The 22,917-nt window shown below is 63.3% G+C and carries 24 protein-coding genes, 1 pseudogene and 1 riboswitch; of the genes and pseudogenes, 17 read left to right on the top strand and 8 right to left on the bottom strand.

What is annotated here, in order from left to right; genetic code table 11:
• The first annotated feature begins 140 nt into the window (after window positions 1–140).
• On the top strand, window positions 141–707 hold the full coding sequence (locus tag LB558_RS05230) for a DUF6101 family protein (RefSeq protein ID WP_024502652.1): 567 nt from the start codon (window positions 141–143) through the stop codon (window positions 705–707).
• 36 nt (window positions 708–743) lie between these two features.
• Here the strand turns inward: LB558_RS05230 and ubiA are convergent, their stop codons facing one another.
• Both ubiA and LB558_RS05240 read right to left on the bottom strand, forming a co-directional pair.
• Window positions 744–1,727 carry a 4-hydroxybenzoate octaprenyltransferase gene (gene ubiA, locus LB558_RS05235; RefSeq protein WP_224696749.1) on the bottom strand — a complete coding sequence of 328 codons (984 nt, stop codon included), beginning with the start codon at window positions 1,725–1,727 and terminating at the stop codon, window positions 744–746.
• A 68-nt stretch (window positions 1,728–1,795) separates the two neighbouring features.
• Window positions 1,796–2,707: a LysR family transcriptional regulator gene (locus LB558_RS05240; RefSeq protein ID WP_224696539.1), complete on the bottom strand. Its 912-nt coding sequence runs from the start codon at window positions 2,705–2,707 to the stop codon at window positions 1,796–1,798.
• A 121-nt stretch (window positions 2,708–2,828) separates the two neighbouring features.
• Between LB558_RS05240 and LB558_RS05245 the strand changes: the two genes are divergently transcribed.
• Window positions 2,829–3,611, top strand: coding sequence for a phytanoyl-CoA dioxygenase family protein (locus LB558_RS05245; RefSeq protein ID WP_412033436.1), 783 nt, complete (start codon window positions 2,829–2,831; stop codon window positions 3,609–3,611).
• 154 nt (window positions 3,612–3,765) lie between these two features.
• Complete coding sequence (gene purD, locus LB558_RS05250; protein ID WP_224696540.1) at window positions 3,766–5,043, top strand: phosphoribosylamine--glycine ligase; 1,278 nt, start codon at window positions 3,766–3,768, stop codon at window positions 5,041–5,043.
• Window positions 5,044–5,059: 16 nt separating this feature from the next.
• Here purD and LB558_RS05255 read toward each other — a convergent pair whose 3' ends face one another.
• Window positions 5,060–6,226: a glycoside hydrolase family 25 protein gene (locus tag LB558_RS05255; protein ID WP_412033437.1), complete on the bottom strand. Its 1,167-nt coding sequence runs from the start codon at window positions 6,224–6,226 to the stop codon at window positions 5,060–5,062.
• Between the two features lie 101 nt (window positions 6,227–6,327).
• A complete protein-coding gene (locus LB558_RS05260) occupies window positions 6,328–6,546 on the bottom strand; it encodes a hypothetical protein (protein ID WP_224696541.1) in 219 nt (72 codons plus the stop codon).
• A gap of 216 nt (window positions 6,547–6,762) precedes the next feature.
• On the opposite strand from LB558_RS05260, the gene LB558_RS05265 reads away from it, so the two are divergent.
• Complete coding sequence (locus LB558_RS05265) at window positions 6,763–8,532, top strand: acyl-CoA dehydrogenase (RefSeq protein WP_224696542.1); 1,770 nt, start codon at window positions 6,763–6,765, stop codon at window positions 8,530–8,532.
• A 19-nt stretch (window positions 8,533–8,551) separates the two neighbouring features.
• Window positions 8,552–9,304, top strand: a complete 753-nt coding sequence (locus LB558_RS05270; RefSeq protein WP_224696543.1) for a crotonase/enoyl-CoA hydratase family protein — start codon at window positions 8,552–8,554, stop codon at window positions 9,302–9,304.
• A 9-nt stretch (window positions 9,305–9,313) separates the two neighbouring features.
• On the opposite strand, the gene pdxH is transcribed toward LB558_RS05270, so the two are convergent.
• The gene (pdxH, locus tag LB558_RS05275; RefSeq protein ID WP_224696544.1) at window positions 9,314–9,931 is read right to left on the bottom strand and encodes a pyridoxamine 5'-phosphate oxidase; all 618 of its coding nucleotides are present in this window, start codon (window positions 9,929–9,931) and stop codon (window positions 9,314–9,316) included.
• Window positions 9,932–10,026: 95 nt separating this feature from the next.
• On the opposite strand from pdxH, the gene LB558_RS05280 reads away from it, so the two are divergent.
• The 4 genes from LB558_RS05280 (at window position 10,027) to LB558_RS05295 (ending at window position 13,077) form a co-directional block, all read left to right on the top strand.
• Complete coding sequence (locus LB558_RS05280; protein WP_224696545.1) at window positions 10,027–10,488, top strand: RT0821/Lpp0805 family surface protein; 462 nt, start codon at window positions 10,027–10,029, stop codon at window positions 10,486–10,488.
• Window positions 10,489–10,588: 100 nt separating this feature from the next.
• Window positions 10,589–11,518, top strand: coding sequence for a DnaJ C-terminal domain-containing protein (locus LB558_RS05285; RefSeq protein ID WP_224696546.1), 930 nt, complete (start codon window positions 10,589–10,591; stop codon window positions 11,516–11,518).
• A gap of 106 nt (window positions 11,519–11,624) precedes the next feature.
• Entirely contained in the window at window positions 11,625–12,443 is an 819-nt protein-coding gene (gene fabI / locus LB558_RS05290) for an enoyl-ACP reductase FabI (RefSeq protein WP_224696547.1), read from the top strand.
• Window positions 12,444–12,489: 46 nt separating this feature from the next.
• Entirely contained in the window at window positions 12,490–13,077 is a 588-nt protein-coding gene (locus LB558_RS05295) for a histidine phosphatase family protein (RefSeq protein WP_224696548.1), read from the top strand.
• A 51-nt stretch (window positions 13,078–13,128) separates the two neighbouring features.
• Here LB558_RS05295 and LB558_RS05300 read toward each other — a convergent pair whose 3' ends face one another.
• On the bottom strand, window positions 13,129–13,389 hold the full coding sequence (locus LB558_RS05300) for a DUF1344 domain-containing protein (protein WP_027035965.1): 261 nt from the start codon (window positions 13,387–13,389) through the stop codon (window positions 13,129–13,131).
• 178 nt (window positions 13,390–13,567) lie between these two features.
• On the opposite strand from LB558_RS05300, the gene aroC reads away from it, so the two are divergent.
• Both aroC and ribB read left to right on the top strand, forming a co-directional pair.
• The gene (gene aroC, locus LB558_RS05305; RefSeq protein ID WP_224696549.1) at window positions 13,568–14,668 is read left to right on the top strand and encodes a chorismate synthase; all 1,101 of its coding nucleotides are present in this window, start codon (window positions 13,568–13,570) and stop codon (window positions 14,666–14,668) included.
• A gap of 111 nt (window positions 14,669–14,779) precedes the next feature.
• Window positions 14,780–15,880, top strand: a complete 1,101-nt coding sequence (gene ribB, locus LB558_RS05310) for a 3,4-dihydroxy-2-butanone-4-phosphate synthase (RefSeq protein WP_127268178.1) — start codon at window positions 14,780–14,782, stop codon at window positions 15,878–15,880.
• A 41-nt stretch (window positions 15,881–15,921) separates the two neighbouring features.
• Here ribB and LB558_RS05315 read toward each other — a convergent pair whose 3' ends face one another.
• Entirely contained in the window at window positions 15,922–17,145 is a 1,224-nt protein-coding gene (locus LB558_RS05315; protein ID WP_224696550.1) for an MFS transporter, read from the bottom strand.
• Window positions 17,146–17,266: 121 nt separating this feature from the next.
• On the opposite strand from LB558_RS05315, the gene LB558_RS05320 reads away from it, so the two are divergent.
• Window positions 17,267–17,875, top strand: a complete 609-nt coding sequence (locus tag LB558_RS05320; RefSeq protein ID WP_127257063.1) for a TetR/AcrR family transcriptional regulator — start codon at window positions 17,267–17,269, stop codon at window positions 17,873–17,875.
• 288 nt (window positions 17,876–18,163) lie between these two features.
• On the top strand, window positions 18,164–19,147 hold the full coding sequence (locus tag LB558_RS05325) for a hypothetical protein (protein ID WP_224696551.1): 984 nt from the start codon (window positions 18,164–18,166) through the stop codon (window positions 19,145–19,147).
• Between the two features lie 170 nt (window positions 19,148–19,317).
• Here the strand turns inward: LB558_RS05325 and bluB are convergent.
• Window positions 19,318–19,944: pseudogene (bluB, locus tag LB558_RS05330) on the bottom strand (5,6-dimethylbenzimidazole synthase); the annotation flags it as partial.
• 2 nt (window positions 19,945–19,946) lie between these two features.
• A riboswitch (cobalamin riboswitch) is annotated at window positions 19,947–20,129 on the bottom strand.
• 178 nt (window positions 20,130–20,307) lie between these two features.
• Here bluB and LB558_RS05335 point away from each other — a divergent pair.
• The 4 genes from LB558_RS05335 to LB558_RS05350 all read left to right on the top strand — a co-directional run bounded on the left by LB558_RS05335 (window position 20,308) and on the right by LB558_RS05350 (window position 22,827).
• Window positions 20,308–21,234 carry a histone deacetylase family protein gene (locus LB558_RS05335; protein WP_224696552.1) on the top strand — a complete coding sequence of 309 codons (927 nt, stop codon included), beginning with the start codon at window positions 20,308–20,310 and terminating at the stop codon, window positions 21,232–21,234.
• A gap of 3 nt (window positions 21,235–21,237) precedes the next feature.
• Window positions 21,238–21,489 carry an exodeoxyribonuclease VII small subunit gene (locus LB558_RS05340; protein WP_013532792.1) on the top strand — a complete coding sequence of 84 codons (252 nt, stop codon included), beginning with the start codon at window positions 21,238–21,240 and terminating at the stop codon, window positions 21,487–21,489.
• Between the two features lie 110 nt (window positions 21,490–21,599).
• Window positions 21,600–21,866, top strand: coding sequence for a DUF2277 domain-containing protein (locus tag LB558_RS05345; protein ID WP_027035955.1), 267 nt, complete (start codon window positions 21,600–21,602; stop codon window positions 21,864–21,866).
• Between the two features lie 40 nt (window positions 21,867–21,906).
• Window positions 21,907–22,827 (top strand): pirin family protein, encoded by a 921-nt coding sequence (locus LB558_RS05350; protein ID WP_224696553.1) that lies wholly within the window; start codon window positions 21,907–21,909, stop codon window positions 22,825–22,827.
• Window positions 22,828–22,917 lie beyond the last annotated feature (90 nt).

The raw sequence follows: 22,917 nt of genomic DNA on the forward strand, positions 1-22,917 counted from the left end.
AGATCAGCAAAATTTAACCGACTTTCTTAAGCGGGGCGGTAAGGAGCCCGCGCTACTGTCTCCATACAAACGAGGCTGGAAAAACCGGCCCGGAGAGAACCGGACACCGGCTCTCAGGAGACAGACAGGAAGGCCACTCTATGAACACCGGACTGAAGCCAGTCTGGGCGGGACGCAACATGCGTCTCGACCCATTCCGCCTGCCGCAAGTGGTGAGCTACGCGACTCGTGACGACTACGGCGATGTAACCTTCACCATCGACCAGCGCGGCGCCGTGATCCGCCGCTTGCTCGAGATGAGCGGCCTGCCCGCGATCATCGTTCTGCCCTCCAATGCGTTCCGCGGCGTTGCCGCCCGTGCCATGGAAGACCCGGACGGCAATGTCACGGTGACGCTGGAACTCCTGCACAACGACCCGATGCTGTCGGTGCCGCTGCTGGTGGCCGACGATCTCGACGATGTCGCCGCCGACTGGCGCGCCTGGGCCGACGCCTACCGTCTGCCGATGCTGCTGATCGAATCGGACGGCGTCGCCCGCACCCTGGAAGAATCGCTCGGCGCCGCCATCAAGACGCTGCCGCCGCAGGATCGGCGCAAGGGGCGGATTTCGAACACGCGCCGCCCGCGTTTCCTCGCTCGCCGCCGAGCTGGCGACCTCGGTCTCAGGCTGGTCATCGACGGTCAGGAGATCATCTCGCGCGACTGAGCATGATCCCGCTGGGAATGCTGAAACGCGAAGCCGCTAAACCAGCGGCTTCAGAGCCACCCACACTGCGCCGCCGATCAGGCCGAGGAAGATCAGCCAGCCGACCTGGTTGTTCGATCTGAACAGGCGCAGGCATTGGTCCGGATTGTCGATATCCAGAACCGCGATCTGCCGGGCCATATGGGCGCCGGCGGCGATCAGTCCGGCCAGCGCCACCACCGGCGCCTGCGCCGACGCGAAAGCGATCGCAAAACAGATCAGCGCGCCGCCATAAAGCCCGGCCAGCCACGACTTGGTGCTGTCGCCGAACAAGCGTGCCGTCGAGCGCACGCCGACAATGGCGTCATCTTCCTTGTCCTGATGCGCATAGATCGTGTCGTAGCCGATCACCCACAGGATCGAGCCGATATAGAGCATGACGGCAGGCCCATCGAGATCGCCGAACTCGACCGCCCATCCCATCAGCGCGCCCCAGGAAAAGGCAAGACCAAGCACCAGTTGCGGCCAGTTGGTTATCCGCTTCATGAATGGATAGATGGCGATGACCGCCAGTGAGCAGATGCCGAGCAGGATGGCGAAGCTGTTGAACTGGATGAGCACCACGAGGCCGACCAGAGCCTGCAGGACGAGAAACAGCCATGCCCGCCAGCGCGTCGCCTTGCCCGACGGCAACGGTCGCGAGCGCGTGCGCTCCACCTGGTTGTCGATGTCCTCGTCGACGAGGTCGTTGTAGGTGCAGCCGGCGCCGCGCATGGCGATGGCCCCGACCAGGAAAAGCACGAGATACACTGGTGCCGGCAACAGTGAGAGCAGCGGGTCGCCGGGACGCGGATAGGCGCTTGCCGCCAAGGCCGCCGACCACCAGCACGGCCACAGCAGCAGCTGCCAGCCGATTGGCCTGTCCCACCGCGCAAGCTGCGCATAGGGCCATATCGAGCGCGGCAGCACGCGGTAGACCCAATGGCCGTTCGGCGCATCGGCGACACGGCCCTGGGCCGCTTTCGACTGGACGTTTTCCATGTCCATGGAGTGGCAGCAGCGGCGGAAACCGTCAAGCGGCAAGCGGAGACGCGGCGCCCGTCAGCCTTTCACGAGGCAAAGATGTCGCGGGTGGCGAACCAGTCCTTGGCCACCTCGATGAAGGCCAGCGCTGCATTCGATACACGCTGATGCGTGTCATAGGTGAGCAGGATCCGCTGCATGGGCAGCGGATCGGACAGCGGCTTGCAGATGAGCGGCAGGCCGTCATAGCTGCGATCGCCATGCGGGCGGGTGTAGCTGACCGCAACGCCGAAGCCGTTGGCGACCATGCTGCGCTGCAGTTCGAACGAGCTTGTCGTTGTATCGGCCACCGGCGAAAGGCCACGGCTGCGAAAAAGGTCGAGCATATGCTGCCAGCTGTGCGGCTGGTCCGTGGTGATCAGCGGATAGGCAGCCAGATCGGCAAGGCTGACCGTTGGCTGGTCCGCCAGGGCATGGCCCGCCGGCAACAGCGCGTGCGGGCGAAGTTCACGCAGCAGGATGCGGGCGAAATGCGTGGGCAGGCTGAGATCGTAAGTCAGGCCGAGATCGATGGCCGCATCCCCCAGCCGTCGTCCCAGCGTCTCGAACGTCTCGTCGCGAACGACGATTTTGACGGCCGGATAGCGTTCGGAGAAGGCGCGGATCAAAGCCGGCGCGAAGAAAGGCGCCAGATCCTCGAAGCATCCCAGCACCAACTCACCGCTGACAGCCGATTTGCTTGAACCCAGGCCGATGAGCTCCTCCGTTTCGGTGAGAACCTGCCTTGCCTTGGCCACGACGGCGCGGCCGAACGATGTCGGCGACACGCCACTTCCCCGCTGGCGGACAAACAGTTTCTGGCCGAAATTCTTTTCGACGGCGTCGATGGCCACCGAGATCGACGGCTGTGAAACGTTCAGCACCCTGGCCGCGCCGGTGACGCTGCCGTGACGTGCCACGGCAACCAGATAGCGCAGCTGCGTGAGGGTCACACTCATAGGAATACTCTATATGTCAGATGGAAAGTTATTATTTTACTGAATGAATAGGTGTTGCGATAGTGGCTTCATTCCAAAAGGAGAACGCCATGGCTTCCCAGACTGCCCCCTCGACGCCACCATGATCGGCGCATCCACGATTGCCGACTATCAGCGTGACGGCGCTGTCTGCATTCGCGGCGCCTTCAAGGGCTGGGTCGACACGATCGCCGCCGGCATCGAACGCAACATGCAGAACCGCAGCGCCACCGCATCCGACATCGCCAACGGCCGCGGAAGTTTCTTCGATGACTACTGCAACTGGGAGCGCATCCCCGAATTCGTCAGCCTGGTGCGGGACTCACCCGCCGCCGAACTGGCGGCGGCGGTGATGCAGTCGCGCACCGCGCAGTTCTTCCACGATCATGTGCTGGTCAAGGAACCCGGCACGCAGAAACCGACGCCCTGGCACCAGGACATCCCCTACTACTTCGTCGATGGCCGGCAGACGGTCAGTTTCTGGATTCCCATCGATCCGGTGAAGGAGGCGACGCTGCGGTTGATCGCCGGTTCGCATAAATGGGGCAAGATGATCCTGCCGGTGCGCTGGCTCGACGACAGCAATTTCTATGCCGGCGAGGGCGACTATCTGCCGGTGCCCGATCCCGACAACGATCCGTCGATGAAGGTGCTCGAGTGGGAAATGGAGCCGGGCGACGCCATCCTGTTCGACTTCAGGACCGCACATGGCGCGCGCGGCAACCTGACCGCGGCGCGGCGCCGGGCGCTGTCGCTGCGCTGGGTCGGTGACGATGCGCGCTATGTCGAGCGGCCGGGGCGTACCTCGCCGCCCTATCACGGCCACGGGATGCAGCCGGGCGAGAGGCTGCGCGAGGATTGGTTTCCAGTGGTCTACCAAGGCTGAAGCGGGCCGAATATGGGCGCCGGTATTCGGCGCCCATATTCGGCTGGGGATAACGTTCCCGTGCGCAATTCGGCTCAAAACGCCCTGATGTCTTGACCCATCGTCCAGAGAGCAATAGCGGGTGCTCTCCAAGGGTTGGCATCAAGAGGTGACCATGAACGTTCTTCTTCTCGGCTCCGGCGGCCGCGAACATGCGCTCGCCTGGAAGATCGCCGCATCACCGCTGCTGACCAAGCTTTATGCCGCCCCCGGCAATCCAGGCATCGGCAGCGAGGCCGAACAGGTGAAGCTCGACATCGCCGACCATGCGGCCGTGGCCGCGTTCTGCAAGGACAAAAAAATTGACCTCGTGGTGGTTGGGCCGGAAGGGCCGCTCGTCGCCGGCATTGCCGACGATCTGCGCGCCGAAAATATCCGCGTCTTCGGTCCCTCCAAGGCTGCGGCACAGCTCGAAGGCTCGAAGGGGTTCACCAAGGACCTCTGCGCCCGCTACAACATCCCGACCGCCGCCTATGGCCGTTTCAGTGACCTGGCCTCGGCCAAGGCCTATGTCGAAAAGACGGGGGCGCCGATCGTCATCAAGGCCGACGGGCTCGCTGCCGGCAAGGGCGTCACCGTCGCCATGACGCTCAGTGAGGCAAAGGCCGCACTCGATGCCTGCTTCGATGGTTCCTTCGGCGCCGCCGGCGCGGAAGTTGTGGTCGAGGAGTTCATGACCGGCGAGGAGGCGAGCTTCTTCTGCCTCTGCGACGGCACCACTGCGTTGCCCTTCGGCACCGCGCAGGATCACAAGCGGGTCGGCGATGGCGACGCCGGCCCCAACACCGGCGGCATGGGGGCCTATTCGCCGGCCCCGGTGATGACGCCGGAACTGGTCGAGCGCACCATGCGCGAGATCATCGAGCCGACCATGCGCGGCATGGCTGAACTTGGCGCGCCATTCTCCGGCGTGCTGTTCGCCGGGCTGATGATCACTGACAAGGGGCCGAAGCTGATCGAATACAACACCCGTTTCGGCGATCCTGAATGCCAGGTGCTGATGATGCGGCTGAAGGACGATCTGCTGGTCCTGCTCAACGCTGCGAGCGACGGCCAGCTTGCGCATATGTCCGTGCGCTGGCGCGACGACGCAGCACTCACCGTAGTGATGGCGGCGAGAGGCTATCCCGGCACGCCGGAAAAAGGATCGGTCATCCGCGGCGTCGAAGATGCGGCGAGCGACGGCGTCCAGATCTTCCACGCCGGTACCGCCATCAATGGCGGTGCACTGGTGGCCAATGGCGGCCGCGTCCTCAACGTCACGGCATCAGGCGCCACGGTCGGCGAGGCACAGAAACGAGCCTATGCCGCGCTCGACCGCATCGACTGGCCGGATGGGTTCTGCCGGCGCGACATTGGCTGGCAGGCCGTGGCGCGCGAGCAGGCTGGCTGAAGGAGAAAACCGCGGTCTACCGCTGGCCGCGATCGAGTTCGGTGGAAGCGGTGCTGAGCGGATCGGCCGCGGCAAAGGCGGCGTCGAGTTGTGCCGGCGAACGTTGCTCGGTCCGCTTCCAGGCGACATATTGGACAATGCCGAAGCCCGGCCGCCGCGGCACCGTCTTCACCACTGGCATGCGGAAGCCGTCGCGGAACCGCGACCAGCGTGTGCCCAGCGCTGCCACCATTTCCTCGAAAGTCGGTGGCGCGGCCACGGAGGCGTAGGTGATGGTGACATTGCCGGCGAGGCCGGCCTCGCGAGAGACCGGCAGCGGTATCGAGGCGAGATAGTCGGGCGGCACATCGATGAGCCCACCGAACGGCCATTGCGCACGCAGTGTGGCGGCGTCCATCGGTGCGACATTGACGTCGATGTCGTTGGGCGTGCCGGCGACCCTGTAAGGGCAGCGGAACCGGCCGCAATTGGCTTGCGCCGAAAACTGCCACAGTGCGTAGCCTTGCCAGTTGCCCATCGGAAAATGCACGTCGATGTCGTTGGTGTAGCGCGCATACCAGAGCGGCAACCGCGACAGGAGCCGGTATCGGTAGCTGTTGTCGGCAATGTACTGGGCGGTCTTGCCGTTGGTGTAGAGCACCGGGAAACGGCCGATGCGCCGATGCACCTGGCGCACGAACTCCTCGGCATCGTCGAGCGACATCCATTGCGAAGGATCATTGCCCTCGATGTCGAGAGCCATGAGATCGTCCGGCCCGGGCTCGGCGAAATCGAGGAAATTATTGGCCTGCTCGACCGGATTGCCGGGGCGGGCGAGGTGATAGGCGCCCCATTTCAGGCCGAGCGCCTTGGCGACCACCCGGCGCGTCTGGAACAGTTCGCGCGTCACCGCGTGGCGTTTCCACAGCGCCTTGCAAAGCTTCACTTCGGTGTCGTTGCCCAGGCAGAAATACGGCGGTGGCATGCCGTCGGACGCTTTGTTGATGAAGCCAACGATGCGCTTGTCGGTGGCGAGCTGGGACCAGTCGATGGAATTGTATTCATAGGCATCGATGACCAGGGCGCGGTCAGCATTCTTCCAGGGCTCGGAGAAGTCCGAAGCCTTGGCCGCCATCGACAGTGCCATCGTCGTAACAAAGGCGAGAAGCGCTGTGCGGCGAAGGAGCCGTGCCGTCCTTTTCAAAACACGGAATCCCCGTTGATCAAAAGCAGATGCTGAACCGGTATGGTTAAGGATTTGCTTTCCGGGGGCCGGCGTCGGAAAAGCTGGCGTCGCATCAGTGGCTAGAATTCAAACGGGTCCGGCGCCGGCTCCTGCCGCAGCGTGCCTTCGGCGGCGCGTTTGCGGTGGTGGGCCAGCGAGCATTGCGGCGAGCACAATATGCCGCGATCAGACCAGTAGGCGGCGCCGTGTTCGAGTTTGCCCTCATGGTAGCAGAACCCCTCCGCTCGATAGGGCAGGCCGCATTCGATGCAGCGATAGGCGTCGGGTCTGGCGAGCATGGGGATGGTTCCGGTGTGCTGGTTCTGATCTGCCGCCGGTTGATTTGGTTCGGCGCCGTTTGAATTTAATACGCGCCGCCGCGATTGCAAAATCCACGTGACAAAATTTGACGTTTACGTAAAAAGAAGATGGGAGATCCCCCCAAAGGGCGGATGGTTTTGCAGCGGCACTAACTCTAGGGTAGCAGGGCCGATGCATCAGGAGGAGTGAGAGGCATGTATCGGGCACCGGTCGAGGATATCGCCTTCACGCTCAAGCACGTGGCCGGCATGAAATCGGCGCTCGATGCCGGCAGGTTCGGCGATCTCGGCGAGGATCTGGTCGATGCCGTTCTGGGTGAGGCCGGCCGCTTCGCCACCGAAGAGGTCGCACCGCTCTACACGATCGGCGATCGGCAAGGTGCCGTGCTGAAGGACGCTGCCGTCACCACCCCGCCCGGCTGGAAGCAACTCTATCGCCGCTGGATCGACGGCGGCTGGAACGCGCTCTCCGGGCCTGAAGCCTATGGCGGCCAGGCGCTGCCGACCATGCTCGGCGTCGCCGCGCTCGAAATGTGGAACTCCGCCGCCATGGCCTTCGGCATCGGCCCGACGCTGACCATGGGCGCGGTCGAAGCGCTCGACAAACACGCCTCCGAAGACCTCAAAGTGAAATATCTCGAAAAGCTCGTCTCGGGCGAGTGGATGGGCACGATGAACCTGACCGAGCCGCAAGCCGGTTCGGACCTCGCCGCCTTGCGCGCCCGCGCCGAGCCGGCGGATGACGGCAGCTACCGCATTTTCGGCCAGAAAATCTTCATCACCTATGGCGAGCACGATTTTACCGACAACATCATCCATCTGGTGCTGGCAAGGCTGCCCGATGCGCCGGCCGGCACGCGCGGCATTTCGCTGTTCCTGGTGCCGAAATTCCTTGTTGGCGACGATGGCGCGCTCGGCGTGCGCAACGACGTCTTCTGTTCCGGCCTCGAGCACAAGCTCGGCATCCATGCCTCGCCGACCTGCACCATGATCTATGGCGATGGTTTCCAGGGCGCCAAGCCAGGCGCCGTCGGCTGGCTGATCGGCGAGGAGAACAAGGGTCTCGCCTGCATGTTCACCATGATGAACAATGCGCGGCTTTGTGTCGGTATGCAGGGGGTAGCGGTCGCGGAAGCCGCAACGCAGAAGGCGATCGCCTATGCCAATGAGCGCCGGCAGGGCAAGGCCGCGAGCTACACTGGCACGGGTATGGCGCCTGTCGTCCATCACCCCGATGTCCAGCGTAACCTGTTAACCATGAAGGCGCTGACCCAAACCGCACGCGCCATCAGCTATTCCTGTGCCCACGCCATCGACATGGCCCGTGTCTCCGCCGGTGACGAGGCGGCACACTGGCGCGACCGCGCCAATCTGCTGACGCCGCTGGCAAAGGCGTTCTCGACCGATATCGGCGTCGAGGTTGCCTCACTCGGCCTCCAGGTTCATGGCGGCATGGGCTTCATCGAGGAGACGGGAGCGGCCGCCTTCTATCGTGATGCGCGCATCGCCCCGATCTATGAGGGCACCAACGGTATCCAGGCGATCGATCTGGTGATGCGCAAGCTGCCGCTCGGCGGCGGCGACCATGTGCATGGCTACATCGCCGAACTGGCTGATATGGCCGGAGCGGTGCGGACCTCGAACGTGCAGGGTTTCGGCCGCACCGCCGACGCTCTCGACGCGGCACTTGGCGATCTCGGCGAAGCGACCCGCTTCCTGCAGAAACTGGCGGCCGAAGGCCGGTCGGACGAGGCGCTGGCGGGTGCGACGCCATATCTCAGGCTGATCTCGCTTGCCGCTGGCGGCGCCTATCTGGCGCGCGGCGCTCTTGTCGATCAAGGCCGTGTTCCGCTTTGCCGCTTCTTCGCCGAAAACCTGCTCGGCGAGGTGAGCGCTTTGAGGGCGCGCGTCATCGGTGGCGCCGAAAGCCTCGCCGCTGCCGGCACGACGCTTGTCTCTGCCTGACGTTCATAAGGAAAACATCGTGACAGACCATATCCTCGTCGAGCGCCAGGGCGCCATCCAGATCATCCGCATGAACCGGCCGGACAAGAAGAACGCGCTGACGCGCGCCATGTATGCGAAAATGTCAAAAACCCTGGCCGAAGGCGACGCCGATCCTGCGATCCGGGTCCATGTCTTCCTCGGCGTGCCCGGCGCCTTCTCCTCAGGCAACGACCTTGCCGATTTCATGGTCGTCGCCACGGGCGGCGACGGCGGCACGGAAGTCTGGGATTTCCTGATGGCGCTGGCCAAGGTCGAAAAACCCATGGTCTCCGGCGTCGACGGCATCGCGGTCGGCATCGGCACGACGCTCAATTTGCATTGCGACCTGACCTTCGCCACGCCGCGCACCGTGTTCAGAACGCCTTTCGTCGACCTTGGCCTGGTGCCTGAGGCGGGATCGAGCCTTCTGGCACCGCGCATCCTCGGGCAGCAGGGTGCCTTCGCGCTGCTCGGCCTCGGCGAAGGCTTTTCGGCTGAACGGGCGAAGGCCGCCGGCCTGATCTACGAGGTGGTCGAGGAAGCGGCGCTCGAGGCCTCGGTGCTGGCGGCAGCCGGCCAGATCGCAGCCAAGCCGCCGCAGGCGCTGATGATCGCGCGCGACCTGATGCGTGGTTCGCGCGACGATCTCGTCGCCCGGATCGGCGAGGAAAGCGAGCATTTTCGCGAGCGCCTGAAATCGGATGAGGCCCGCGCCGCGCTCACCGCGTTCATGACGAGAAAGAAGGCCTGACCCTCTTCTTCAGGGATAAAGCCTCGTTTTTTCCCAGGCGCCTTTCGCGTCGCGGCTGAAGACGAGCCGGTCGTGCAGGCGGAACGGCCTGTCGTGCCAGAACTCGATGGCGCTGGGCACGATTCGGAAGCCGGACCAGTGCTTTGGCCGCGGGATCTCGCCGATCGGATAGCGTGCCGTGTATTCGGCCACTGCCTTCTCCAGCGCAAAGCGGCTTTCCAGCGGCCGCGATTGTTTCGAGGCCCACGCGCCGATGCGGCTGCCGCGTGGCCGTGTCGCATAGTAGGCGTCGGCTTCGGCGTCGCTGACGATCTCCACCGGTCCGCGAATGCGCACCTGGCGGCGCAGCGATTTCCAATGGAAACACATCGCCGCCTTCATGCTGCCAAGAATCTCCCGGCCCTTGGCGCTCTCGAAATTCGTGTAGAAGACAAACCCGCTTTCATCGAACCCCTTGAGCAACACCATACGCACATCCGGCATGCCGTCGGCATCGACGGTCGCCAGAGCCACGCCGTTGGGGTCGTTCGGCTCGCTTTTCGTTGCGTCGTCCAGCCATGCGGCAAAGAGGCGAAACGGCTCGGCAGCCTCGGTAAAGTCACCGCTTGTTAACTCAGTGTCACTCATAGTTTTTCTCAAATTGTCACGAAGCGAAGATTCTTACAAAGCCAAGATTCTTAACGAAGCCAAGATTCTTAACGAAGCAAGGGGGAGGCTGCCGATTGTCGCGTATCGCGCAAGCTTTTGACAGCAGGCAATGGAGCGTTATCGCTTCGGCCAGCGCGAAAGCCGCGATCGTGGCGGTCGCCTTGCCGCTTGCCGCTTGTGGCGCCGGCGGCTTCAGCCTGGAAAAAGCCGAAGTCGACCGCTCGATTCTGACCAGCAGCACGTCGGCCTCGCCCGCGCCGGCCAATTTGGATCGCGACTCCGACCAGACGACGATCGGCAATGCAGTCTCCTCGGCCGACATCGAGCAGCTCGGCGGGCAGGCCGTCCCATGGGCCAATGCCGGTACCGGCTCACGCGGTTCCATCACCGATCTGGCGGAATTGAAGGACAACGGCCAGACCTGCCGCCGCTTCAAGGCCTCGCGCGAAAGCTTTGACGGCGTTGCCATGTTCGAAGGCGAACTGTGCTTGGCCAGCGCCGGCGGCTGGCGCATGCAGGACTTCAAGGCACTCTGATTTTCCGCGTCCGATATGCTGCTCCAGCACTGGAATTTCTTCCTATGCGAGCGCATATAGGAGGCAATCATAGACTCAACTCTTCTCCAGGGCGGTAAGCATGCGCGACCCCTATGAGGTGCTGGGCGTTGCCAGGAACGCATCGGCCAAAGACATAAAGTCGGCGTATCGGAAACTCGCCAAGAAGCATCATCCGGACCAGAATCCGAATGATCCCAAGGCGAAGGACCGTTTTGCCGCGGCCAACCAAGCCTACGAGATCGTCGGCGACGAAAAGAATCGCGCTGCCTTCGATCGCGGCGAGATCGACGCCGATGGTAAGCCGCGATTCCAGGGCTTTGAGGGCGCTGCCGGTGGCGGCGATCCCTTCGGCGGATTCCGCCGGCAGCAAGGTCCTGGCGGCTCGCGGTTCGAATTCCGCTCCGGCCGACCGGGTGGCGATCCGTTCGACGGCAACAGCGACATCTTCAGCCAGATTTTTGGCGACACTTTTTCGGGCGCGCGCGGTTCCGGCGCGGGCGATCGCCGCCGGCAGGCGACAGCAGCCGATCTGAACGTGACGCTCGACATCACCATCGAGGAAGCGGCGACCGCCGAAAAGGTGACGGCGATGTTCCCCGACGGCCGCAAGGTGGCGGTCAAGCTGCCGGCCTATGTCGAGGATGGCCAGACCATCCGCCTCAAGGGCCAAGGCGAGCAGGGGCCGGGCCAGCCAGGCGACGCGCTGGTCAAGATCCATCTGCGCCGACATCCACGCTACCGCATCGAGGGCCGCGACCTGCACGCCGATCTGCCGGTGACACTGGCGGATGCGGTGCTCGGCGCCAAGGTGCCGGTCGAGACGCCCACCGGCAGGCTCGCGGTCAACATTCCGGCCTGGTCGAGCTCCGACAAGGTCCTGCGGCTCAAGGGCAGGGGCCTGCCGGAAAAGGCCGGCGGCCACGGCGATCTCTACGCTCATGTGCGCATCATGCTGCCGGAAGGCGGTGATAGCGCGCTCGAAGCGCTGTTGCGCAGCCAAAAAGGCTGATCGGCGGCTTTTGTCCCCTGAACTGTCCGGTTTGAGCGCTTGAAGGGGCTCTGTGCCTGTGCGATAGGGCAACCCACAAAGCTGAAATCTTGCGGAGAGCGCTGACATGGCGGGTGGACAGGGCCTAATGGCCGGCAAGCGCGGCCTCATTCTTGGCGTCGCCAACAATAGGTCGATCGCCTATGGCATCGCCAAGTCGTGCGTCGACCATGGCGCCGAGATCGCGCTGACCTATCAGGGCGAGGCGTTCAAGAAGCGCGTCGAGCCGCTCGCGACGGAACTGGGCGCCTTTGTCGCCGGCCATTGCGACGTCACCGATCCGGCGAGCCTGGACGAGGTTTTCGCCAATGTCGCCAAACATTGGGGCAAGCTTGATTTCCTCGTCCACGCCATTGCCTTCTCCGACAAGGACGAGCTGACCGGCCGCTATGTCGAGACGACGCGCGACAATTTTCTGCGCACCATGGACATTTCGGTCTATTCCTTCACCACCATCGCCAAGCGCGCCGAGGCGCTGATGACCGATGGCGGCTCGCTGCTGACCTTGACCTACTACGGCGCCGAAAAGGTCATGCCGCACTACAACGTCATGGGTGTCGCCAAGGCCGCGCTCGAGGCCAGCGTGCGCTACCTGGCGGTCGACCTCGGCGCCAAGAAGATCCGCGTCAACGCGATTTCGGCCGGCCCGATCAAGACGCTTGCCGCTTCCGGCATCGGCGATTTCCGCTACATCCTGAAGTGGAACGAGTACAATTCGCCGTTGAAGCAGACGGTGACGCAGGAGGAAGTCGGCGATTCCGGCGTCTATTTCCTGTCCGACCTGTCGCGCGGCGTCACCGGTGAAGTGCACCACGTCGATTCGGGCTACCACGTCGTCGGCATGAAGGCGGTCGACGCGCCTGATATTTCGACCGTCAAGGACTAACACCCCGCCAACCGTCGTCCGTCCCGATCCCGCACCGGAAGACCTGATGTACCCGCTGGTTTATATCGCGCGCCACGGCCAGACCGCGTGGAACGCCGAAATGCGGCTTCAGGGGCAGGCCGACACCGATCTCAACGCTCTTGGCCGCGAGCAGGCGACCGGAAACGGGCTTCGGCTGGCCGCGTTGGTCCCAAATCCCTGGGAATTCGATTTCGTCGCCAGCCCGATGAAACGGACGCGCGAAACGATGCAGCGTATTCGCGCCGCGATGAAGCTCGATCCGGGTGCCTATCGAACCGATCCGCGCCTCGTCGAGGTCAATTTCGGCGACTGGCAGGGATTTACCTTTCCCGAGCTTGAGACACGGTATCCCGGAGCAAGCAGCACGCGCGCTCTGGACAAGTGGAACTTTCAGCCGCCCGGCGAAGGCGCCGAGAGCTATCAAATGCTGCTCGAACGGGTGAGGCCATGCTTCGACGCGATCGAACGCCAGACGATATGCGTGACCCATGGCGGCGTCATGCGCACCTTGTTTCGCTTCGTTCTGGGGCTGGCCGAGGACGAGGCAGCGAACCTGGAAATACCGCAGGATCGCCTGCTCAAGCTCGAAGGCAAGAGTCTGGAGTGGCTTTAGGCCATTTGGCAGGCGGCCCGGCGAAAGCTGAATTCAGTTGAGGTTGGAGCTCTAGTTCGCAGAGCTGTCCGGCAGTTCCATGTCGGTGACGATGTTTTCGCCATTGGTCACATCGTAGGCGATGACGATGTCCATGCCCGGCTTCAGCGCGTCGAGGTCGGTCTCGGCGTTCAGCTTGTAGGACTTGCCGTCATCCAGCGTCAGCGTCGCCGTGTCCTTGTCGATCTTCTTGATCAGGCCTTCCGTCTGGCCGGCGAAAGCGGCGGTGGAAAGCAGCAGCGTGGCGGCAATGGCGCCAATCAGGGTACGCATAATCGTTCCTCATTATCATTGCGCCGGCATGGCGGCGGGCGTTCAACGGCGGATGGAGCAGAGCAGAAACCAACCGAATGTGTCAAAACTAAATCCGCCAGATCACAGTTTGACCCCTGTGAAAAACGCCAATAGAAGGCAACCTTAAGCCGGCTCCGATGCCGGGCAGGGTCATTTCATGTCTCACAACACGTTCGGCCACCTTTTCCGCGTCACCACCTGGGGCGAAAGCCATGGCCCGTCGCTCGGCTGCGTGGTCGACGGCTGTCCGCCTGGCATCCGCTTCACTCAGCGAGACATCCAGGCCGAACTCGACAAGCGCCGGCCGGGCCAGTCACGTTTCGTGACGCAGCGTCGCGAACCGGATGAAGTGAAGGTGCTGTCAGGCTTCATCCTTGACGAGGACGGCGAGACGATGATCACCACCGGCACGCCGGTGTCGATGCTGATCGAGAATGTCGACCAGCGCTCGAAGGATTATGGCGAGATCGCCCGCCAATACCGGCCCGGCCATGCCGATTACACCTATGACGTCAAATACGGCGTGCGCGATTATCGCGGCGGCGGCCGCTCCTCGGCTCGCGAGACCGCGGCGCGGGTCGCAGCCGGTGCTTTGGCGCGCAAGGTGGTGCCCGGCGTGGTGGTGCGCGGCGCGCTGGTGTCGATGGGCGAAAAATCCATCGATCGCGCCAACTGGAACTGGAATTTCATCGGCGATGCCGACAATCCGTTCTTCACCCCCGATCCGGCTTCCGTTCCTGTCTTCACGCAGTATCTCGACGGCATCCGCAAGGCGGGCTCCTCGGTCGGTGCGGTGATCGAGATCGTCGCCGACGGCGTTCCGGCAGGCCTCGGCGCGCCGATCTATGCCAAGCTCGACCAGGACATCGCGTCCGGCCTGATGTCGATCAACGCCGTCAAGGGTGTCGAGATCGGCAACGGCTTCGAGGCCGCCCGCATCACCGGCGAGCAGAATGCCGACGAGATGCGCATCGGCAATGACGGCAAGCCGGTGTTCCTGTCCAACAATGCCGGCGGCATCCTCGGCGGCATCTCGACCGGCCAGGCAATCGTCGCCCGTTTCGCCGTCAAGCCGACCTCGTCGATCCTGACGCCGCGAAAGTCGATCGACAAGGACGGCAAGGACGTCGAGATCATGACCAAGGGCCGCCACGATCCATGCGTCGGCATCCGCGCCGTGCCGATCGGCGAGGCAATGGTTGCCTGTGCGATCGCCGACCACTATCTGCGGCATCGGGGACAGACGGGGAGGGAATAGGGGAATAGGGGAATATGTTGCGCTCTTAGCCCGGCCAGCCAAATCTTTTTGCTTTGCCCTACTCCCGTACTGCCCTACTCCCTTAATTCCCTGCGAGCGAAGCGAGTACCCATGCCTTACGACCAGAAGAAAATCGTCGAAGCCCTGCGTGCTTTCGAACGCGGCGAGATCGTCGTCGTCATGGATGATGACGGGCGCGAGAACGAGGGCGACCTGATCGTCGCCGCCGTCCACTGCACGCCCGAAAAGATGGCGTTCATCGTGCGCCACACCTCCGGCATCGTCTGCACGCCGATGCCGCGCGAAGAAGCCAAGCGGCTGAACCTTGCGCCCATGGTCGCCGACAACGATTCCGCCCATACCACTGCTTTCACCGTCAGCGTCGATTTCAAGCATGGCACCACGACGGGCATCTCGGCCGAAGATCGCACCTTGACCGTTCGCAATCTTGCCAACGGCAATGTCGGTGGCTCGGATTTCGTCCGGCCCGGCCACATCTTCCCGCTGATCGCGCGCGAAGGCGGCGTGCTGATGCGCTCCGGCCATACCGAAGCAGCGGTCGATCTGTGCAAGCTCGCCGGCCTGCCGCCGGTCGGCGTCATTTCCGAGCTGGTCAATGATGACGGTACCGTCAAGCGCGGCCCGCAGGTGCAGGCTTTCGCCGAGGAGCATGGGCTGAAGCAGGTTTCGGTCGCCGACCTCATTGCCTACCGGCAGCGCAAGGAAACGCTGGTCGAACGCGTCGCGTGCTCGGAAATCGACACGCTCGGCGGCAAGGCACAGGTCTTCACCTACACGCTGCCGTGGGACTCCATGCATCACGTCGCCATCGTCTTCGGCGACATCCGCGACGGCGAGGAGGTGCCGGTGCGTCTGCATTCCGAGGATGTGGTGACCGATGTCTTCGGCACCAGCCACCGGCTGGACGCCATCATGAAGGCAATGGGCGAGCGCAGGCGCGGCGTCATCGTCTATCTCAGAGAAGGCTCCGTCGGTGTTGCGCATCAGGAACGCAAGCGGCCGGCCAGCGGCGACCGCGAGGATCACGAAGAGGCGCGCCGCCGCGAAAACGAGTGGCGCGAGATTGGGCTCGGCGCCCAGATCCTAAAGGATCTCGGCATCTCCTCGATCAACCTGATCGCCTCGCGCGAACGCCACTATGTCGGCCTCGAAGGTTTTGGCATCCATATCGCCAAGACCGAGATCCTCTGAGCAGGCCGATACCGCCCGGCTCGAAACCGGGCGCTATCTGATTATTCCGCGGCAATCGCAGCTGCTTGGCATCCGTCCATCTCGCACTCAGTCGTGGCAAGGTTGCGCTGGCCAAGCAGCACCGTGGCCAGCGCGATCGTGCCTGAAGCCACCGAGACCCAGAACCCGCTCTGGGGCCCGAACGCGTCGACCACCGCGCCGGCCGCGAACGAGCCCAGCGCCATGCCGATGCCGATGCCGGTCATGACCCAGGTAATGCCTTCGGTCAGCATCGCCTCCGGCACATGCCGTTCGATCAGGCCGAAGGCGGTGATGAAGGTCGGCGAGATCGCCACACCGCTTATGAACACGGTCAGCGCCAGCAGCGGCACGGTGTCGGCGGTGAGCGGCAACAGCGTGCCGAGCGCGACGAGGGCGACGGCGATAGCGAGCTGGCGTTGCAGCGGCGCCTTCAGGCTGAGCGCGCCGACGATGATGCCGAGCACGAACGATCCCAGAGCATAAACGCCGATGACAAGGCTGGCGGCGCCCGGTTGGCCAAGCTCCTTCGTGATCGCCACGGTGGTCACTTCCGTCGTCGCGAAGGTTGCGCCGATGAAGATCAGGGCGAGGGTGATGATCTGAACCGGCCGCAGGCGGATCGCCGAGCCGCTTGAGGCATGGTTCACCGGCCGCACTTGCGGCTCGGTCGAGCGTTGCAGAATGAAGGCCGCTGATCCGAATGCGAGAAATAATGTGCTCACCAGAACACCGGCTTCCGGGAACACGGCGGCACTGAGGCCGACCGACAGCGATGCCCCGGCGATGTAGACCAACTCGTCGGCCGCGGACTCGAAGGCGAATGCGGTGTTCATCTGCGGCCGGCCGCGGAAAATCTCTGTCCAGCGCGCCCGCACCATCGCTGGTATGCTTGGCATGGCGGCGGCCAGCAGTGCCGACACGAACAGCGTCCACACCGGCCAGTCCTGGTTGGCCGCTGCTATGAGGACCGCGAAAGCCAGCACCGCGATGATGGTGGTGGGCACCACGATTCGTGTCTGGCCCAGGCGGTCCACCAGTCTCGATATCTGCGGCGCGACGAAGGCGTTGGCCAGCGCGTATGTCGCCGAGACGGCTCCGGCCAGCCAGTATTCGCCACGCGTCTGCGACAGCATCGCCACGATGCCGATGGGCGCCATGGCGATCGGCAGACGCGCTATGAAGCCGGCGGCCGCAAAGCCCTTGGCGCCGGGGGCACGAAAGATTTCCGCGTAGGGATTTTGCATCGGTTGGTTCCTCGACAAAGGACGATCGGACAATTACATACGGAGCGTATGATCAGTAGATATAGCATACGTCGCGTATGTCCATTGGCATACGTTACGTATGTGAATAGGGCCAGAAGCCATGCACAGACCCCGCAAGGAGATGATCGCCGAGACGCGCGCAAAGCTGATCGCGGCGGCCCGTCATGCCTTCGGCACAACAGGCTATGCGGAAGCCTCGATGGATGATTTCACCGCTTCGGCCGGGCTGACGCGCGGCGCGCTCTATCATCATTTCGGCGACAAGAAGGGGCTTCTGCAGGCGGTCATAGCGCAGATTGACGGCGAGATGGCGGCGCGCATCAACGAGGTCGCGTCGAGAGCGCCGACCCGCTGGCAACATTTCGTCGACGAGTGCTCGACCTATATCGAGATGGCGCTGGAGCCGGAAATCCAGCGCATCATGTTTCGGGATGGCCCGGCCGTGCTGGGAGATCCAGCGCAATGGCCGAATTGCAGTGCATGCATCGCTTCAATGACCGACCATCTGACCGCGCTGCAGGAGGAGGGGGTCGTTGTCTCCAGCCTCGACCCCGAGACTGCCTCGCGGCTGATCAACGGAGCGAGCAGCCAGGCAGCGCAACGGATCGCCAATTCGAACGACCCCGAAGCGACGTCGAAGAAGGTGGTGACGGCGTTCAAGCAACTGCTCGAAGGCCTGCTCAAGAAGCCGGATCCGCAGTCGAATTGAAGTTTCCACCGGAGCTTTCGTGCCGGCAGCTGTTCGCGATAGGAATTTTTTCTTGACACCGTGCCCTCAGCTAAGGTACATATTCGTCCATGGTGCTGATTTGCGCCAGTGACCCGCCGCACAGGCGGGTTTTTCGTTTGATGCTCGTCAGCCACCGCGCCGGCGAAAGGCTCCGAAAGAAACCGTTACCCCAAATTCGTCGCCCTTTGGCGTCAGGGGCCGGCGATTGACAATCGCCGGGTTGAGTTCATCCTCTTCCACCATCTCTGAGGCGGAGATTCGGGGCACATGTGGGATTTTGAGGTCGGCCGGTCGGTGTCCATCATGATGCGGACCTGGCCTTTCATCGTCTTTCGCATGATCGTCTATTTCGGCATCACGCTGGCCTACATCATGGCGACCGGCACCGGCGCTTCGGTCGGCTATGGCGTCGGCCATATCTCCACTGATCCCGACGGGTCGCCGTCCTTTGCCCTGTGGGGTGGGGTGGTCGGTTTCGGTATCGTCTCGATCGCGGTCTACTGGATCCGCGAATACATCCTCTATATCGTCAAGGCCGGCCACATCGCCGTCATGGTTCATCTGATCGACGGCCGCGACATTCCCGGCGGTCAGGATCAGATCGCCTATGCCAAGGATATCGTCACCCAGCGTTTTGCCGAGGCCAACATCCTTTTCGCCGTCGACCAACTCGTCAAGGGTGCCATCGGCGCCATCACCGGCGTGCTCGGCGGTATCGCCGCCTTCCTGCCGATCCCGGGCCTGAGCGGCCTGGTCTCCTTCATCAATACGGTGATCCGCCTGTCGCTGACCTATGTCGACGAGATCATCCTCGGCTACAACATCCGCATCAATTCAGCCTCGCCCTTCGAGACGGCGCGCCAAGGCGTCGTGCTCTATGCCCAGAACGGCAAGGTCATGGTCAAGAACGCCGTCTGGCTGGCGGTCATCATGTGGGGCGTGTCGTTCATCATCTTTCTGATGATGCTGGCGCCTGCCGGTGCGATTCTGTTCCTGATGCCTGGCCAACTCGCCGGGTGGGCTTTTGTGCTCGCCATCGTCTTCGCCTGGGCATTCAAGGCGGCGTTCATTGAACCCTTTGCCATCGCCTGCCTGATGCAGGTCTATTTCAAGACCATCGCGGGCCAGATGCCGGATCCGGCCTGGGACGCCCGGCTGGCCGAGGCGTCGTCGAAGTTCAGGGAGCTCAAGGACAAGGCGCTGGCCTCCTTCGGCGGTTCGCGCTGGGGCACGGCCGGCGCGACACCCTGATCGGCTGGGCGGATGGTGTCTGGTGCGGCAGAAACGGTGTTGAGGCGCGCCACGGTGGATTTGAGCTGTGTCTCGCCTTGCCCGGAAAAAGTCTCGCTCATGATCAGCTCCGGCAGCGGCAGCCGCCGTCCCCAGCCGTGCGTTTCAAGGTCCGGTTTGGGAGCGAACTCGGAAACACGGCCGACGCAGAGATAGGCGACCGGCGTTACGTGATCCGGAATGGCCAACAGCCGCCTTAGCGCCGCAGCCTCGATGATGCTCACCCAGCCGACGCCAACGCCCTCGGCACGCGCGGCCAGCCAGAAATTCTGCACCGCGCAGACGGTGCTGTAGAGATCCATCTCCGGATTGTGCCAGCGTCCCAGCGGCGAACCCTTCGAGCGCTGCCGATCGCAGGTGATGCAGATGTTGAGCGCGCTCTCGCAGATGCCTTCCAGCTTGAGCTTGCGGTACAGCGCCTGTTTTTCCGCCTCGATCGCCGGCAGTTCCTGCTCGCGCGCGGCCAGGAACAGGTCGCGCACCCTTTCGCGTCGCTCGATGTCACGAATGACAATGAAATTCCATGGCTGCATGAAGCCGACCGATGGCGCGTGATGGGCAGCAAGCAGCAGCCGCGCCAGCACGTCGTCATCGATCGCGGTGGGCAGGAAATGGCTGCGCACGTCACGCCGCGTGAACATGGCGCGATAGACCGCATCGCGCGCATTCTGGTCAAATCCATCGTCAATGGCAGCGGTCATATGTTCCGGCATCGCTCGTCCCCTTGCGATTGCAATCCATGCCACCCGCCTGACCATGCGGATGACGATGCCTGCCAGGCCGGTCTTCTGGCTCGGGATCAACCCGCGTCCGGTGCCTTCCCGTCATCGACAGTGGCATTTACCGGCGCGGTCCCCCTCACAGCGTTGGGCACGCCACGGAGTTCAACCGTGTTCCCGATTCTCCCGCCAGAGCATTTGCAGCCAAGTGGAATCACTTGGCGTCGCAGAATGCGGCTAAAACAAACAGACAGGCGGGCACCAGGCAGTACCAGGGACCTTACGCCGAAGCGCCGGCGAGGCCAATGCCTGCGGCGACGCGAATGGACGCAGTCGCGATTTTCCCCAGTCATCGGCCGCCCGTGCATGGCCTTTGTCGATCCGGGTCACTAGATTAGGACGATGACCACCCGTCTCTACACCCATCCGATCTTCCTCGAGCATCTCACGCCGCCCGGACATCCCGAGCGGCCCGACCGCCTGCGTGCCATCGAGCGCGTGCTCGATGAGGAAGCCTTTGCCGGGCTCGATCGTATCCAGGCGCCGGAAGGCGACGAGGCCACCATCCTCTACGCGCATCCCGCCGATTTCGTCGCCCGCGTGCGCGCCGCCATCCCCGACGAGGGGATTGCCCGCATCGATGCCGACACCACTGCCAGTCCGAAGAGCTGGCAAGCGGCGATCACCGCGATCGGCGCCGCCAACGCCGCCGTTGATGACGTCTTTTCGGGCCGCGCCGACAATGTCTTCGTCGCCGCCCGGCCGCCTGGCCACCACGCCGAAAAAACCACGGCGATGGGCTTTTGCCTGTTCAACACGGCGGCGATCGCGGCGCGCTATGCGCAGAAGAAACACGGTGTCGAGCGCGTCGCCATCGTCGATTGGGACGTGCATCACGGCAATGGCACGCAGGATATTTTCTGGAACGATCCGTCGGTGCTCTATTGCTCGACACACCAGATGCCGCTTTATCCCGGCACCGGAGCGAAGAACGAAACGGGCGCCGGCAACATCGTCAACGCGCCTTTGGCGCCGCAGACCGGCAGCGAGGTGTTTCGCGATGCCTTCCTGTCGCGCGTCCTGCCCGCGCTCGACAATTTCGCGCCCGACCTGATTATCATTTCGGCGGGGTTCGACGCGCATCACCGCGATCCCCTGGCCGAAATCAATCTGACCGAGGATGATTTCGACTGGGCGACCGGCCAGCTGATGCAGCGCGCCGCACGCCACAGCGGCAACCGGCTCGTCAGCCTGCTCGAGGGCGGCTACGATCTGCAGGGATTGGCATTTTCGGTCGCCGCCCATGTCGGGCGACTGATGAAAGGATGAATGATGGCTGGTGAGACCAACGAAGACGTCAAGGCGATGAGCTTCGAGCAGGCACTCGATGCGCTGGAGAAGATCGTCGATGATCTGGAGCGTGGCGACGTGCCGCTCGACCAGTCGATCCGGATCTATGAACGTGGCGAGGCGCTGAAGGCGCATTGCGATCGGCTGCTGAAGGCCGCCGAGGACAAGGTCGAGAAGATCAGGCTGTCGCGCGACGGCAAGCCGGTTGGAACGGAGCCACTCGACGCGGATTGAGGCCCGGTCCGAACGATGGCTCGCCTCACCGGTTTTTGGACATGATCATGATCGAGGATATGACTCGTTCCGATTGAAACAGCTCAAGGACAAGAGGAGATACGGAAGCGATGTGCAGAAACATCAAGACCCTGTTCAATTTTGATCCACCGGCAACCAATGACGAGGTGCGCGACGCGGCTCTTCAGTTCGTCCGCAAGCTGAGCGGAACGACGCGGCCCTCGAAGCAGAACCAGCACGCCTTCGACCATGCCGTCGAAGCCATCGCGGCCTCGGCGCGCGAACTGCTCGATTCCCTGGAAACCCATCAGCATCCGCGTAATCGCGAAGAGGTGGCGGCCAAGCTGCGGGCAAAGGCAGCCATCCGGTTCGCCTAATGCCGTCAAAGCAGCCATTGGACGCTGACAAGGAGATTCCATGAGCTTCTTCCCCGGGAAAGACCCTGAGGCAGGCGACGCCTTTGCCAGCGACCAGATCGAGCTGATGGTCATCCCGAACGCCAAGGACATCGGTGGTTTTCAGGTGCGCCGTGCCCTGCCGACGGCAAAAAGGCGGCTGGTCGGGCCGTTCATCTTCTTCGACCGCATGGGTCCCGCGATCCTGCGGGCCGGCCAGGCGCTCGACGTCCGTCCGCATCCGCATATCGGACTGTCGACAGTCACCTATCTGTTCGACGGCAAGATCCGGCACCGCGACTCACTCGGCACCGAAATGGTCATTCAGCCCGGCGACGTGAATTTGATGACCGCCGGCCGCGGCATCGTCCATTCGGAGCGTACGCCGGAGGAACTGCGTGGCGCGCCGATGTCGGTATCCGGCCTGCAGACATGGCTGGCGCTGCCGGACGACAAGGAAGAGGTGGCTCCTGTGTTCGAGAACACAGGAGCGCTCAGGCTTCCCGAGATCGATGCCGAAGGCGTCAACGGGCGCATCATCATCGGCGATTTCCAGGGGTTGCGGTCCCCGGTCAGAGCCGACTCGGAGACGCTCTACGCCGACCTGCGCCTGGCGCCCGGCGCCAGCGTGAAAATCCCTGCCGATGCGGAAGAGCGCGCCATTTACACGCTGGAGGGCGAGGTCTCGATTTCGGGTGATGTGTTCCCAGCCGAACGGCTGCTGGTGTTCCGTCCCGGTGACGAGATCGTCGTGTCGTCGCAGACCGGGGCGCATTTCATGCTGTTCGGCGGCGCCTCTCTTGGTTCGAAGCGTTATATCTGGTGGAATTTCGTCTCGTCATCCAAGGAGCGTATCGAACAGGCGAAAGAAGAGTGGAAGACGGGCCGCTTCGACATCGTTCCCGGAGACGAGGAAGAGTTTATTCCGCTGCCGGAAAGCTGATGCCTGTCGCCCAAGGTGGCCCGGTTCTGGGGAAACGACATGCGTAGAAACAAAAGACCACGGCCTGATCCGCGTCACTGACACGCATTT

The organism is Mesorhizobium sp. CO1-1-8, from assembly GCF_020164875.1.
GTDB lineage: Bacteria > Pseudomonadota > Alphaproteobacteria > Rhizobiales > Rhizobiaceae > Mesorhizobium.

Bases quoted from the DNA above. Each gene is read 5' to 3' on its own strand.
- LB558_RS05230 (WP_024502652.1), top strand. From the start codon at position 141: ATGAACACCGGACTGAAGCCAGTCTGGGCGGGACGCAACATGCGTCTC.
- ubiA (WP_224696749.1), bottom strand. From the start codon at position 1,727: ATGGAAAACGTCCAGTCGAAAGCGGCCCAGGGCCGTGTCGCCGATGCG.
- LB558_RS05240 (WP_224696539.1), bottom strand. From the start codon at position 2,707: ATGAGTGTGACCCTCACGCAGCTGCGCTATCTGGTTGCCGTGGCACGT.
- LB558_RS05245 (WP_412033436.1), top strand. From the start codon at position 2,829: ATGATCGGCGCATCCACGATTGCCGACTATCAGCGTGACGGCGCTGTC.
- purD (WP_224696540.1), top strand. From the start codon at position 3,766: ATGAACGTTCTTCTTCTCGGCTCCGGCGGCCGCGAACATGCGCTCGCC.
- LB558_RS05260 (WP_224696541.1), bottom strand. From the start codon at position 6,546: ATGCTCGCCAGACCCGACGCCTATCGCTGCATCGAATGCGGCCTGCCC.
- LB558_RS05265 (WP_224696542.1), top strand. From the start codon at position 6,763: ATGTATCGGGCACCGGTCGAGGATATCGCCTTCACGCTCAAGCACGTG.
- pdxH (WP_224696544.1), bottom strand. From the start codon at position 9,931: ATGAGTGACACTGAGTTAACAAGCGGTGACTTTACCGAGGCTGCCGAG.
- LB558_RS05285 (WP_224696546.1), top strand. From the start codon at position 10,589: ATGCGCGACCCCTATGAGGTGCTGGGCGTTGCCAGGAACGCATCGGCC.
- fabI (WP_224696547.1), top strand. From the start codon at position 11,625: ATGGCGGGTGGACAGGGCCTAATGGCCGGCAAGCGCGGCCTCATTCTT.
- LB558_RS05295 (WP_224696548.1), top strand. From the start codon at position 12,490: ATGTACCCGCTGGTTTATATCGCGCGCCACGGCCAGACCGCGTGGAAC.
- LB558_RS05300 (WP_027035965.1), bottom strand. From the start codon at position 13,389: ATGCGTACCCTGATTGGCGCCATTGCCGCCACGCTGCTGCTTTCCACC.
- aroC (WP_224696549.1), top strand. From the start codon at position 13,568: ATGTCTCACAACACGTTCGGCCACCTTTTCCGCGTCACCACCTGGGGC.
- ribB (WP_127268178.1), top strand. From the start codon at position 14,780: ATGCCTTACGACCAGAAGAAAATCGTCGAAGCCCTGCGTGCTTTCGAA.
- LB558_RS05315 (WP_224696550.1), bottom strand. From the start codon at position 17,145: ATGCAAAATCCCTACGCGGAAATCTTTCGTGCCCCCGGCGCCAAGGGC.
- LB558_RS05320 (WP_127257063.1), top strand. From the start codon at position 17,267: ATGCACAGACCCCGCAAGGAGATGATCGCCGAGACGCGCGCAAAGCTG.
- LB558_RS05325 (WP_224696551.1), top strand. From the start codon at position 18,164: ATGTGGGATTTTGAGGTCGGCCGGTCGGTGTCCATCATGATGCGGACC.
- LB558_RS05335 (WP_224696552.1), top strand. From the start codon at position 20,308: ATGACCACCCGTCTCTACACCCATCCGATCTTCCTCGAGCATCTCACG.
- LB558_RS05340 (WP_013532792.1), top strand. From the start codon at position 21,238: ATGGCTGGTGAGACCAACGAAGACGTCAAGGCGATGAGCTTCGAGCAG.
- LB558_RS05345 (WP_027035955.1), top strand. From the start codon at position 21,600: ATGTGCAGAAACATCAAGACCCTGTTCAATTTTGATCCACCGGCAACC.
- LB558_RS05350 (WP_224696553.1), top strand. From the start codon at position 21,907: ATGAGCTTCTTCCCCGGGAAAGACCCTGAGGCAGGCGACGCCTTTGCC.